We start from the raw sequence: 12,640 nt of genomic DNA, 5'->3' as shown, positions 1-12,640 counted from the left end.
TGTAAAAATTACAATGAAAGTTTTTTAATATTTTAAGCATTTTTTTTACCTTTAAGGTTAGTATTGTTTATTATAGCATTGTTGTACAAATCCCCCTTACTCATACTTTCTTTATTCTTGCTTTTTCCTTTTTCATCATTTGGATTTGAAATTTCTATTTCTTTAAAACTTTTAGAGCATTCTTTATCTGTGTATAATCTAACACAATACTTTCCCCAAGTCTTACCTATGCTAAAAGGATAATCTTTTAAAAAATCAGGTTGTTTGTTGTAATGAATCTCATTGATTTTAAAATAATACTTTCCTTCAGGTAAGCTTCCAAATTTATCTTTAATACTTTCATCATCATAATAAAAATATGCTTTTTTCTTGGTAGTTTTATCTTTTATATCTTGATAAAAACTAAAAGCAATTTGTTTATTTGATGGTTTTAAATTATCAGCTTTAGCTACTCCACTTCTTGCCATATAAGAAGCTATTAAATCTTTTCCTTTAAAATGATATAAATAAAAACCATCATATTTAAAATAATCTTTATTTTTAAACCTAAGTATAAGTCCTATTTTATGATTGATATAATTATTAAATATTCTTTTGCTATCTTGTAAGGGTTTGGCTAAATAAGCTTTGTTATCTTCTAGTCTAACTTTAAAACTATAACAATTACTAAAGTCTTTTTCTCTATCAAATCTTATCTTACCTTCTTTATTAGTTTTTAATCTCAATACGCTTTGCTTGATTAGTTTTTCATGATCATACCCTTTTATACTAATACTAGCATTATCAATAGCCTTGCCATGTTCATCTTGTATAATGAGGCTGATGTAATTTGAAGTAGCAGTGTTGTTTGTAATGCTAGTGTTATTGTGGGTTAAATTTAGATCTTGATGGTTTAAATCATCATAAGCATAGTGCTTGCTTATCTTTTTAGGTTCTAATTTTATATTTAAACTATTTTTAGCTAAAACATAGTTTTTAATCTTACAATGATAATAATCATAAGTAATGTTTAAATCTTTTAAAGCATATAAATTATTCTCATCATATTTAAGATAATAATTTATTTTTTCATCATTGAAAGAAAAAATTTCATCTTCCTTTGCGCCTAAAAGAAGTTTTTCATAAAAAAATACTCTTGTTTTTAGTTTATTAAAATCTAGATTATAGTTTTGTTCTAATAAAGCTATATCGATTAATGACTCATCTTTAACAAATATATCACAATTGTTCTCATAAAGATGTAAAAGATTTGACATAGATGAAGCATTGTCAAAAAATATAAGCTTTTTATTTTTATCTTTATTTTCTAAGATGAAGTGGCTAAAAGAAAGATTATAAAAGCGTAATAGCTTAGAATCTTCTTTGGTGTCGTTTTTCTCTAAATTCTCAAGTAAGGTTTTATTTTGAGAATAATTAAATTCTATAACGCTTTTATAAAGTTCTTTTCTTGCATTTAAGTAAGTATTTGTGATTTTATCTTTGTGCAATAAGAATATAGTATAAAAGCTAGAACGATAAGGAAATTTTTCTTCGTTAAATAAGGCTTGATTGTTTTGATTAAAACTTGTAAAACTTTCACAAAAATATAAAGCTTTTAATAGATAAAATTCTGAGTTAATGTGGATATTATCTATTGTATCTTTTAATCTTAATGCTTTATAATCTTTTGATATGCTTTTGAGTAAACTTTTTTCATTAAGTAAAGATGGAGTTTTTTTAACATCATAAAAAGGATAGTAATAATTTTTTAAATCTTTTGAAATCTTACCATTATAATATAATTGAATTCTTTGCATATTCTTAATTTGTGTTTGATGACAATGTGCTAAGTTATGATAATATTTTTCTTCAGAACTTAAATGAGTTTCATATTCTCTTATAAAATCAATAAAAGAAATACCATTATCTTTTAACCAATCTTCTATTTTAGAATTAATCCACCAAAGAATTATCATACCAGTGCCAACAATACTAATGGCTGCTAAAACACCTAACAAGGTGCCGCTTGCAATTGCTATCGCACTATAAGTTGTAATGGCTGCTGTTCTTATTATCGGTATTCCTATTGTAAAAATTTGTGAAGCAATAATTTCAGAACCAATTTTTACAGAAACTTTTAAACCATCTTTTGTTTTTTGATATTCTATCAAAGCATCAATTCCACTAAGGGTATTATCTGCTCTTTTTATGATGATTTTAAAAGGGAGTAGGTAGGGTTCGAGGTCTTTGAAAAAGCTAGATATTGTATCCATTGTATTATCTGCAAATCCAGTAGCACCTGTGATGGCTTGAACTTCATTTTGATGCATAAAATTTTCCGTTTTATTTACATCTTCTACCTCTTTAAGTAGTTTTTCTCCTATTTCATCCACACCTGCATCTTTTAAAAGAATTTGCAATTCTTTTTCTGTTTCGTTTAAGGTTTTATTTTGAGTGTTAAGTTCTATCTCGTTCATTTGTGCATTCTTTTAGTTTGGTTTGTATGGATTTAAGTTTATTAGTTTGTTTTTGACCGAGTTTGAGTTTCTTAAAATTATAGATCGCTTTTTCTAATTGTATTTTTAAATGACTATCAGTGTGTATTTTTAATTCTTTATTTAAAAACAATAAAACTTTGTCAGTAGTAATGTTAATTTGACTCATACCATTTAAAATTGTCATAGTTTTAGGGGTATTTAAATCACAAATATAATCTTGTAAAAATTCACTCAAATACATACTAGTAAATCCACTATTATAGCCAATTAGGGTGTTAATATACATTCCAATTCTAACTACATCAAAGCTATCAAACTTATGAATATCTTTTTGTAAAAAATCCTCTTCTAAACGAGTATTTAGAAAAAATAAAAAATCTTCAAAAACTTTAAATCTTTCCTTGTCAAATAAAAAATAAGTTTTTTGATTTGTGATATTTCTTTCATTGTATAAAAGATAGGATATAATATAGGTATTTGAATTTGTTGTAACATGCCCAGCTTGTCTCATAAGCTCAACATCTTCTTCTGTAGGATAGTAAGAGGTTAAAATTCTTACATCTTCAATACTAGCTTGTATCATCTTAAGATTTTTAATAATTATTTGTGTAACTTTTTCTTGATTATAGTTTTCTTTGCTTAAATTCTTAGCATATTCTAATTCTTCCTTACCTTCGTTTTCACTCCATTTGATTAAAGCACTAAGATTTTCTCTTGCTTTATTTTCATTAGCTTCTTTAAATTGTAAAGCTTCTTGGATAAAGTTATAAGCATTGCTAGCAATTATGATAAAAACTAATACAATAAAAACTATAATAGAAATTCTTTTTGATGTTTTAAGCAATTTTTTTACCTTTAAAGTTAGTATTATTTATTATAGCATTATTAGATACAATCTTAAAATCTTCTTTTATATCATCTATAATGGTATTGCTTTGTTTTGTATTGTTTTCTTGATTTGAATTTTTATCTTTATTTAAGTTTTTATTTATTTCTTTATTTTCGTTTTTATTGATTGTTTTATCTTTGCTATTTAATTCTTCATTGATAGTAAAAGAACTCATATAAGTTTGATAAGCATGTTCTAAATCTTTAAAACCAAGTCTTTTAAATTCATCAATACTTTTATAAAGTTCTTTTCTTGCATTTAAATAAGTATCATTTAGTTTGTTTTTATGAGAGATAAAGATAGTATAAAAGCTAGAGTTAAATTCTAATTCTTTTATTGTGTTTTCATCAAATAAAGCTTGCTTATCTTTATCATATAAAACACAATCTTCACAAAAATATAAAGCTTTTAATAAATAGGGTTTTGAATCGATGTTGATGTTGTTGATATCTTGCAAGTTTAAAGTCTTTAGTAGGTATTGTTTATTAGCAATAATACTTAAGCCTTGATTGGAATTTAAAAAAGTATTTCTTTCTTGTTTTAATTGAAAGCTTAGCTTTTCATTTAAAGATTTAAATAAAGAATTAAAAATTTCATTTTTTATTTTATTATCTTCTTTATAAAGTTTTAAATCAAATTGATATTTTTGTTCTTCTTGTTCAATGATTTTTTCTTGTTCTTTTAAATCTTGTATGTTTTTTAAATATTCTTCATCTATAAAATTGTAAGTTGTAGAAGCTATACTTGTTTTAGTTATAAGTTCTTTTTTCTTTGCTAGGGCAAGTTTGTATTGTTTTGAATAGCTAGGGTAGGGGCGTGGAGTGAAGAGGGAGAAAGGATTGATTAGTTTTTGAAAAAAATCATTTGGATGATCAATACATTGACCATTAGGTGTTATAGAATTATTAGGGCATACAACAGGAGGTTTAATTTTATCTCCGATTTTATTAAGCAAATCTTGAGTGTTTATTAGCAGTTTTTTTGTTAATTCTTTAATGTTTTCAGAAAAATAGTAAGATATAACACTTCCTCCAGCAAAAATAATTATACCAAAAATAATTTTTCCTCTAGACAAGATAAGTGCTATTTCTTTAGAAATATCTAAGCCTTTTTTTAAAACAAAATCTTGTATAACTTCTTCTCCTAGTTTTACTAAAACTTTAGTTATATCACCATTGTTAATATACTCTAAGGTATATTCAGTAATTTTTAGTTTGTTATCCACTTTCTCTGTAATAACTTGAACTTTTTGAATATAAGGTTGTAGGGTTTCTTTAGTGGGAGAGTTGGGGGAAAGGTTGGTAGCACCATCACTGATTTGTAATGAGATATTTACTTTTCCTATTCCTTCTCTACCACTTTCTATAACCTCTTGTCCTTCTCTTAGGGCTTCTTTTATACTTTCTTTAATGTTAATAGCGGTATTGTTTTCATTATGAACACTAGTATTAATTTCATTTGCATTCATCTAAGGCCTTTTGGATTTTGTTTATCCAATTATAACTTGCATTAGAAAAATCTTTAAAAGCATTTTTCCAATCATCATTAGCTATGCTAGGAATCTCAGAAGTTGAATTTAAATCTAAATTATTAAACACCTCATGGCTTTTCTTCATTTTTTCAAGCGCTAATTTTTTATCCTCTAGGGAGTAAAATTTTTTAAGATTTTTTGGCACATCGTAGGTAAAGTAATATATTATAATTTTATATATATTTGCCATTCCCTTGTACCAAGCTCCCTTATCCAAATAGCCTATACTATCTAAATAATCATAAAATTCTTCATAGTGCTTTATAAATTTAAGTTTTTCTTCAAAAATTTGTTTTTCTAAATCTTTAGTAGAGGCTCTTAAGTTTAGGTATTTTTGTTTTTCATTTGAGTTTAAATTACTTATGAAATTAAGATAATTAAAATAAGTATGTTCTTTGCCATGTAGAAAAATGAAAAGACCAATGTAGCTTTTAAGAGAAACTTCAAAGTACCTATCCTCAAATCCAAAGAATTTAGCAACCTTAAAATCAAAAATAGCCTTTTGCATTTTTGCATTTAAATCTTTAAAGTCTTCTAGTTTGGGCTGATAATCATCTATAATTTTAATCATATCTTTAGGACTTGGATTTAAAGTCATTTTTTCAAAATTTCTAAATTCTTGTACTTTTTCAAAGCGATGATTTGACTCCCAATAAATCGTATATAAAGGAGAATAAAGTAATTTTGCAAGCACAGCAAGTATTATGATCAATATAATACAGGGTATATAAAATCTTTTAAGTTTATAAAAAGGTTTTTTCATTTATATTCCTTGATGTTTTAAAAATAGTTTTTATGTCTTTTTCTATTTTATTTAAAGTTTTATTTCGCGTGTTAATTTTGCATGGTAAAGATATATCCTAAGCATAATCAAGATATAAAATCTACCATATTTGTTATTCTGCTTTAATTTCTCCACCTTTAACGACAAGACCCTTGGAATCTATCACTACTTCTACTCCACCTGCTTTAATGACAACGCAATTAGGTTTGGCATTGATAAATGTTTCTCCTACTTGTATAGTTGCCTCACTATCAGCTTTTAGATAGTGGGTTGTTTGTGCATAGGTGGTTATATTATCAGCTACCATGCTCGTGTTTTTATCACTTTCAAATCCTATGGATTCGTTGCTTGTAAAAAGTATATTATCTTTACTTTTATAATCCATTTCTTTTTCACTTAAGACTTGCATTTTGTTGCTTGTACTTATATTATAATGACCTTCAATAATCTCTTTTTTATTACCTTTGACATTTTTAGTTTCATCTTTGTGTATAGTGGTGTTTTTATTTGCGCCTATTTCAGTGTCTTTGTTTTCTCCTATGTATTCACTCGAATTTTTACCTATCCTTAGCTTGTTATCTACCCCTATATTTAAAGTATTAGATAGACCTACTATGGTATCTTTAGATAGACCTACATTGATTAGATATTCAGCTCCGATATTGACATTTTTAGCTAAATCTATGGTTTGTGTATGAACTTTTTTAATTCTTTCGTTATAAATGCCATCTACTGTAGAATCTTTGTCGTTTAGAATTTTTTGAGTAAAGTTATGTTGAACTAATTCATCGTAGTCTCTTTCTGCTTTTAAGTAGATTTGCTCTTTATTTTTTATATTAGACAAAGTTAGTTCGTTGTATCCTTGTTCATACACTCCTATAGTTTTAGAGCTAATGGAGGTTTTGTGATCATGATGTGGTAATGCAACAAGAGGATCGTTCACCCCATTATACAAACTCCCACTGATAAAAGGTTTATCTATATCATCATCTAAAAATGAAATAATAACTTCATCTCCAATTCTAGGTGTATGGTAAAAACCTGAATGATTGCTTGCTATAGGGCTAGCTACTCTTAAGAATGGGCTATGATGATAGATATTTGCTTTATTGTCTAATTCTTCTTGATTAGCATAAAGATTAATCCTTACTTTTACTCTTCCATATTCATCTGTATATATGGTGTTTCTTTGGTTTTCTATATTAGAATCTTCTCCTATCACCATACCTATGGTATTAATTGGAGGTTTTGGTTTAAATTTAAAACTAGGTGTAAAGGTTAAAAAAGATGGAAGTAGGGTTAGGTTATTTGTGTAAGATTTGCTTAGGTTTAAGTCTTTGATGTTTAAATTATCATTAGTATTGATAGTATTGGCTAAAATAGCATCATCAATTAAAATTTGTTCTTTGGCTATGATGGCATACTCTTGAGTGTTTTCTTTTTGAATGTTAATTTTAATACTTTCATTTAAGCTAAGATGATAAATATTGCTTTTTGCTTTTAGTATATTATTAAGCATAGTGCTTCTTTTTTCTTTAAGAGTAGGGGATTGTTTTAGATTGATATCTTGTGTAAAAGAATATTCACTTTCATAAGAATGCTCGTTATAGTGTATATTAGCATTTTGTTCTTTGGCGCTTAAGGAATATAAGCTTAAAGGTTGTTTGGAGTTATTACTAGAGTGAGTAAAAGCATTGGTTTGTATTTGTTTTTCTTTATTGAGTGCATAAATACAAGCCTCATTAAGATGGTTGTTGATGTTAGGGTTAAAAGTTACATTTTTAATTTTACCTTTATGAGTATAAAAATCATAAAAATAGATACTGTCTTTATCCTCATAAAAATAAATACCATGATTATGCGCTAATCTTGTGATAAATTCTAAATCACTTTCATTGTATTGAGAAATCAATTCTTTAGTTTCATATGTATGATGAATATTAGAAAAATCAATGTTTTTGTTTAGTTTGGTGTTATAATAAGCCAAAGTTTGCTTGATCGCTTCTATTATATTTGTATGTGTGTAGATACGATTTGCTTTATTAAAATCAAGTCTAATTAAAGGAGAGTGTAGGTTAAACTTAAAAAAGTGCTTATGATTTAATTGTTTAAAGTTTTCTTTTGCGATATTATTTGCACTGTTTTGATTAATGCCTAAGTATTCAACATAAGATATTACGCCATTATATATCATGTCAGTATCGGTTGAAAAATCTAATTTTTTGTTTTCATAAGGATTGTTGATTATAAGTGAAGCTTCTTTATCAATAAGCATGCTAGGATCAAATTCATCATTACCACTAAAAATATCATCATGGATATTTTCATAAAAACCTTCGCATTCACATAAGAAGATCTGATCTAAGCTTTCTTTTATAATGGCTTTTGTGATTTTAAAATCAAGTTTGTTAATTTTTAAGTTAAGATAAGAGTTGTTTGTATTCATTAAAAAACCTTTGTTTTTGGTGTAGGAGTTTATTGGGGTGTTGGGAATGAAACATAATTGAGTGTTTCTTGAAGATTTTCATATTCATTTATCCAATACAATTGTATTTTTTTTGCCCCAAAGGGTGTAATAAGCGTAAAATATCTAAAATCATCGACTTTGAGATTAAAAATTTTATCAAATTCAATATAACTCATTAAGCCATAATCTTTAAAATCGCATTCTTTATATGTGGATTTTAAAAATTTTGGCACCTCGCTGATAATGAAAAGTATTTTTATTTTTTCCTTTGATAGGTTAATGGTTAACTCTTTGACTGTGTTGTTTGGATATTCTTGTTTAATGATATCCAATAATTGCTTGTTATCGCAATTTTCTAAGCTATCAAGTTTAATTTTAAAATCTTTTTTGATTTCTAATTTTATAGGTGTATATTGTAATTTATGTTCTTTATCAGATTGTGGTAGTAGTATATTAATTTCTTTTTTATCTTGAATAATTATTTTAGCAATACCCATGATTTTTGTGTTTAAATCTAGTAAAAATTGTAAGTCTTTTTTAGGGATTATGTTTTCTATGTCTTTTTTAAAATTATTTAGATTTAAATTTTCACTAGATAAAAATTGCATAAGTTTATTTAAAAATATGGGTTGAGGAAGTGTCATAGCTCGTGTAATCCTAATTTTTTAAGCTCTTCCAAACTCATGGCTCTAATCAAAACCCTTTCTTCTGATTGTATCAAAGAAAATTCTTGTAATTTTTCTAAAGCTTCTTTATACCCTAAATATCCTAAAGGTCTATCTTCGCTAATGCTGAAAAAACTTAGCCTCCATTCTACTTCCTCATCTTCATTGTCTAGTTTGAAATTTTCCCAAGGTTCTTTAAATAAAATAGTGTCTGTATCTTCACTAAGGGTAAAATTTATTATTGCTCCATTTGGTATTTCATAAAGTTTAGGCATAGCTTCATAAGCTTCTTCCCAACGTTTTTGTAAAAAGTCTAAGTCTTCCATAAAATATCCTTGTGTTAAAATAGCATTATAACCAAAAATTTTTATATTAATTCATAAGGAAAGTATTTATACTGTTTAAATTCTTCTTTATCCAAATTCATTAGTTTTACAATTGTAGCACCTTCAAGATCCCAGGTATCTAAAGGATATCTTAACCTTGTGTGTTTTTTCATATATTTATGTAAAAACTCAATATCTTGTGTGGCTATAAATTCTTTAATTAGTTCATGTTCTTTGCAAACACATTTGCGTTCTAAATTTAAATTCTTACCCTTAGAACCTATAAAATGCAAAAACCAATCTCTATTGAGTATGTCCCTTCTTTTTCTCTCATCTTCTTCTATTAATTCTAGCAAACAAGTAGTATCCATATCCAATAATACTCTAACGCAAAGTTCAATAGCATTTCCCCTGTAATAGCCAATATCCAATCCCGTTTCTAAACGATTTTTTTCTTTTTCTAGTATGTATGCTTCTAAATCTTTTTTAACTATGTTTATATCATCACCACGAGAGTATTTATCTAAAGCAATACATTTTTTTTCCATCTGTTATAGAAAAAAAATAATTTTCCCTTCTTTCATCTCCTAGTGGAAGTTCTAAGAGTCTTTTTTCATCTTCTTTAACTTCTTCTTCCCATTCTAATATACGTTCAGTAAAATACGCTTCATCTTTCTTAGTATCTCTTACCATTTTCTATCCTTTAGGTTTTTTAATTTTATTTGCATCTTTATCTAAATAATGAATCGTTTCTTTGCCTCTTTCATCAACATGAAATAAATCTTTTCTGATTTCATCATTGCTATTTTCCTTAAGAAGTTTTTTTATTTCCTTTGCTTGTTTTTCCCCTACAATACCAAGTCTATTTTTATCCTTTTCTGTTATCCAACTATCACTCATCTGTTTGGTTTTTTTGTTTAACTTGCTTGTTCCAAACTTAGCTTCTGCGATGATATATTTTGGATTTTTATTGGGGTTATAATAAATTCCATCAATTCCTTGATGAATTTTATCATCAAGTCCTTGAGCTTTGTTTAAGCTAATTCTTTTATAGCCTCGATTTAAATAATGCAAATGCATTTTAGCTTCGCCATAATTTCCTTTTTTTGTTTATTGCTTAATTTATCAACGCCATTTAATTTTTGTATCTTTTTTCCATATTTGCTAAAACTTTTTTAGCTTCTTTTTGTTGTGCTTGAACTTCTTTTAAAAATGCTTGTTGTTTATTTACTTGTTTTCTTCTTTGTGCTGCTTTTAATTTACCTCCTATCCCTTTCCATTTTATCTTGTCCCATTTAATCTTAGCAAGAGAATTAGCTTGTATTTTAGTTAGAGCAAATTTAATCTTATTTTTCTTAGGTATAGCTAGTATAGGATAACCTTTGTTGCTTACTCCTATTAAACCCATTTGTAAAACAGAATGTTTATAATTTACTTTATGATTTGAATAAGTATGAGCAAATACTAAAGCTACTTTAGTGCAAGGTCCTCCTGCTATAGGTGGATTTACACATCCACTTATACTAGCTCTTTATATTTCATTATGAAGCATAATGGGAATATTCTTGTATTGGTTTAAGTGCTTCATCATACCAAATCACTTCTAGATTTTCTTCTTTGATGATTCTTAGTGCTACTTCTTTTGTTAGATATTCTTTAATATCTTTTCCATTATATTTTTTGTTCATAATTCATCTGTAACATTTTATCAATGGCTTCTTTTTCACTATCAAAAGAATATCTATAAATTCAACATCTCTTCTTTTTCTAATATATAAGCAGCCTTGTATTTGTTATTGTTAGGATTAAACCAAGTTGTAAAATGATATTCTCCTGCTGTATTATCATAATCATGCCAAGTTACATAAATCAACTTTTCTTCTTCTATAATTAGTTCTGCTTGTTCTCTTGTCGTTTTTTTGTTCTTTGCTGTGGTATTTGTTTGATAAAACCTAATAAATTATATAGTTTATAATTGCAATATTTTCTTATGGTTAATTTTCATATACCATAACTTCACTAAAACTAAAACCTAACAAATTATTTTCTCTTATTATTTTTCTAAATTCACCTGATACAAAAACAGGCACTTCATCATCTTTAATTCTAAATATATGACTTCCATCAAGTTTTGATTTTTTTAAAACAGCTTTGGTGATACTTAGATATTCATTATTATCACCCATATAAGTATATACAGAATGTTCATAATCCAAAGCTTCAAGTGATTTTATTACATGTAAAATTTTACAATCGCGATAATTTATTCCTTGATTTTTAATTTCTACATCTAAATATTGAACACAATCTTTGATTAAATCTTGCATTAAATTTATAAATTTAGGAGAGACTATACGCCAACCACAGTCATTGTGTATAAGATCAGTTAGTATGTTTCCTCCATCTTTGTCTATTTCAAAACTAGGTGTTTGCCAATTTGTAATAGGTTTGGATTCTAAAAGTGCATATTCATCGTTATTTTTTATATCTACAAGATCACAAGAGTGCCAATTATCCACATCGTTATGATTGTAGTTATACATCATTTTATAATATCTCATTATTTTCTCTCCTTATAGTAATCTTTATGAAGTAAAGCAGGGTTGTTTTTTATTTCTTCTTTGAGTTTTTCAAATTCTTTTAAGAATTTATTCTTATCTCCTCTTGCTATTTTATCAATTTTACTCATTTTTTCAAGAATGTATTCATGATATTCATTAGGATGTCTTCCGCGATGTGGCATTTTAACTTTGTTCCAATCTCCATCTAATTTCAAACCATATTTTTTTTGTTATTTTTTGAAATTCTTTAGTAAATCTTTTATTCTTATCAGTAGCAATATGATGGGTTTGAATTACTGATTGATTGTTTTTACCTCCTATCCCTTTCCATTTTATCTTGTCCCATTTAATCTTAGCAAGAGAATTAGCTTGTATTTTAGTTAGAGCAAATTTAATCTTATTTTTCTTAGGTATAGCTAGTATAGGATAACCTTTGTTGCTTACTCCTATTAAACCCATTTGTAAAACAGAATGTTTATAATTTACTTTATGATTTGAATAAGTATGAGCAAATACTAAAGCTACTTTAGTGCAAGGTCCTCCTGCTATAGGTGGATTTACACATCCACTTATACTAGCTCTTTATATTTCATTATGAAGCATAATGGGAATATTCTTGTATTGGTTTAAGTGCTTCATCATACCAAATCACTTCTAGATTTTCTTCTTTGATGATTCTTAGTGCTACTTCTTTTGTTAGATATTCTTTAATATCTTTTCCATTATATTTTTTGTTCATAATTCATCTGTAACATTTTATCAATGGCTTCTTTTTCACTATCAAAAGAATATCTATAAATTCAACATCTCTTCTTTTTCTAATATATAAGCAGCCTTGTATTTGTTATTGTTAGGATTAAACCAAGTTGTAAAATGATATTCTCCTGCTGTATTATCATAATCATGCCAAGTTACATAAATCAACTTTTCTTCTTCTATA

General features: G+C 26.7%; 18 protein-coding genes. All 18 read right to left on the bottom strand.

Translation table 11 applies throughout. The annotated features are described in order from the left end of the window. Window positions 1–32 precede the first annotated feature (32 nt). Window positions 33–2,456, bottom strand: a complete 2,424-nt coding sequence (locus tag A0083_RS04625; RefSeq protein WP_197552462.1) for a hypothetical protein — start codon at window positions 2,454–2,456, stop codon at window positions 33–35. Further along, window positions 2,437–3,321, bottom strand: a complete 885-nt coding sequence (locus tag A0083_RS04620) for a hypothetical protein (protein ID WP_197552460.1) — start codon at window positions 3,319–3,321, stop codon at window positions 2,437–2,439. The genes A0083_RS04625 and A0083_RS04620 overlap by 20 nt, the downstream gene beginning before the upstream one ends. Then, on the bottom strand, window positions 3,314–4,834 hold the full coding sequence (locus A0083_RS04615) for a hypothetical protein (RefSeq protein WP_197552458.1): 1,521 nt from the start codon (window positions 4,832–4,834) through the stop codon (window positions 3,314–3,316). Before A0083_RS04615 ends, A0083_RS04620 begins: the two co-directional genes overlap by 8 nt. Further along, window positions 4,821–5,660, bottom strand: a complete 840-nt coding sequence (locus A0083_RS04610) for a hypothetical protein (protein ID WP_197552456.1) — start codon at window positions 5,658–5,660, stop codon at window positions 4,821–4,823. The genes A0083_RS04615 and A0083_RS04610 overlap by 14 nt, the downstream gene beginning before the upstream one ends. Window positions 5,661–5,793: 133 nt before the next feature. After that, complete coding sequence (locus A0083_RS04605; RefSeq protein WP_197552454.1) at window positions 5,794–8,127, bottom strand: type VI secretion system Vgr family protein; 2,334 nt, start codon at window positions 8,125–8,127, stop codon at window positions 5,794–5,796. Between the two features lie 29 nt (window positions 8,128–8,156). Continuing rightward, complete coding sequence (locus tag A0083_RS04600; RefSeq protein ID WP_232087549.1) at window positions 8,157–8,756, bottom strand: hypothetical protein; 600 nt, start codon at window positions 8,754–8,756, stop codon at window positions 8,157–8,159. Between the two features lie 32 nt (window positions 8,757–8,788). Beyond that, window positions 8,789–9,139 (bottom strand): hypothetical protein, encoded by a 351-nt coding sequence (locus A0083_RS04595; protein ID WP_197552450.1) that lies wholly within the window; start codon window positions 9,137–9,139, stop codon window positions 8,789–8,791. 41 nt (window positions 9,140–9,180) lie between these two features. After that, a complete protein-coding gene (locus A0083_RS04590) occupies window positions 9,181–9,687 on the bottom strand; it encodes a PoNe immunity protein domain-containing protein (protein ID WP_197552448.1) in 507 nt (168 codons plus the stop codon). Next, on the bottom strand, window positions 9,659–9,832 hold the full coding sequence (locus A0083_RS04585) for a hypothetical protein (protein WP_197552446.1): 174 nt from the start codon (window positions 9,830–9,832) through the stop codon (window positions 9,659–9,661). The genes A0083_RS04590 and A0083_RS04585 overlap by 29 nt, the downstream gene beginning before the upstream one ends. 3 nt (window positions 9,833–9,835) lie before the next feature. Continuing rightward, complete coding sequence (locus tag A0083_RS04580) at window positions 9,836–10,219, bottom strand: hypothetical protein (RefSeq protein ID WP_197552444.1); 384 nt, start codon at window positions 10,217–10,219, stop codon at window positions 9,836–9,838. 55 nt (window positions 10,220–10,274) lie between these two features. Next, on the bottom strand, window positions 10,275–10,547 hold the full coding sequence (locus A0083_RS04575; protein ID WP_197552442.1) for a hypothetical protein: 273 nt from the start codon (window positions 10,545–10,547) through the stop codon (window positions 10,275–10,277). 133 nt (window positions 10,548–10,680) lie between these two features. Continuing rightward, complete coding sequence (locus A0083_RS08135) at window positions 10,681–10,827, bottom strand: hypothetical protein (RefSeq protein ID WP_232087546.1); 147 nt, start codon at window positions 10,825–10,827, stop codon at window positions 10,681–10,683. Between the two features lie 53 nt (window positions 10,828–10,880). After that, a complete protein-coding gene (locus A0083_RS08205) occupies window positions 10,881–11,012 on the bottom strand; it encodes a hypothetical protein (RefSeq protein ID WP_269474272.1) in 132 nt (43 codons plus the stop codon). Window positions 11,013–11,133: 121 nt separating this feature from the next. Continuing rightward, window positions 11,134–11,700 (bottom strand): imm11 family protein, encoded by a 567-nt coding sequence (locus tag A0083_RS04565; protein WP_197552440.1) that lies wholly within the window; start codon window positions 11,698–11,700, stop codon window positions 11,134–11,136. Then, on the bottom strand, window positions 11,700–11,882 hold the full coding sequence (locus A0083_RS08130; RefSeq protein WP_232087548.1) for an AHH domain-containing protein: 183 nt from the start codon (window positions 11,880–11,882) through the stop codon (window positions 11,700–11,702). The genes A0083_RS04565 and A0083_RS08130 overlap by 1 nt, the downstream gene beginning before the upstream one ends. Window position 11,883: 1 nt before the next feature. Next, the gene (locus A0083_RS08125) at window positions 11,884–12,159 is read right to left on the bottom strand and encodes a hypothetical protein (RefSeq protein ID WP_232087547.1); all 276 of its coding nucleotides are present in this window, start codon (window positions 12,157–12,159) and stop codon (window positions 11,884–11,886) included. Between the two features lie 133 nt (window positions 12,160–12,292). After that, window positions 12,293–12,439 (bottom strand): hypothetical protein, encoded by a 147-nt coding sequence (locus A0083_RS08120; protein WP_232087546.1) that lies wholly within the window; start codon window positions 12,437–12,439, stop codon window positions 12,293–12,295. Window positions 12,440–12,492: 53 nt separating this feature from the next. Then, a complete protein-coding gene (locus A0083_RS08200) occupies window positions 12,493–12,624 on the bottom strand; it encodes a hypothetical protein (protein ID WP_269474272.1) in 132 nt (43 codons plus the stop codon). Between the last annotated feature and the right edge of the window lie 16 nt (window positions 12,625–12,640).

Source organism: Campylobacter sp. 2014D-0216, assembly GCF_014931215.1.
Lineage (GTDB): Bacteria > Campylobacterota > Campylobacteria > Campylobacterales > Campylobacteraceae > Campylobacter_D.
Note: the sequence above shows the minus strand (reverse complement) of the source record. Positions and strands in the feature narration are given on the sequence as shown.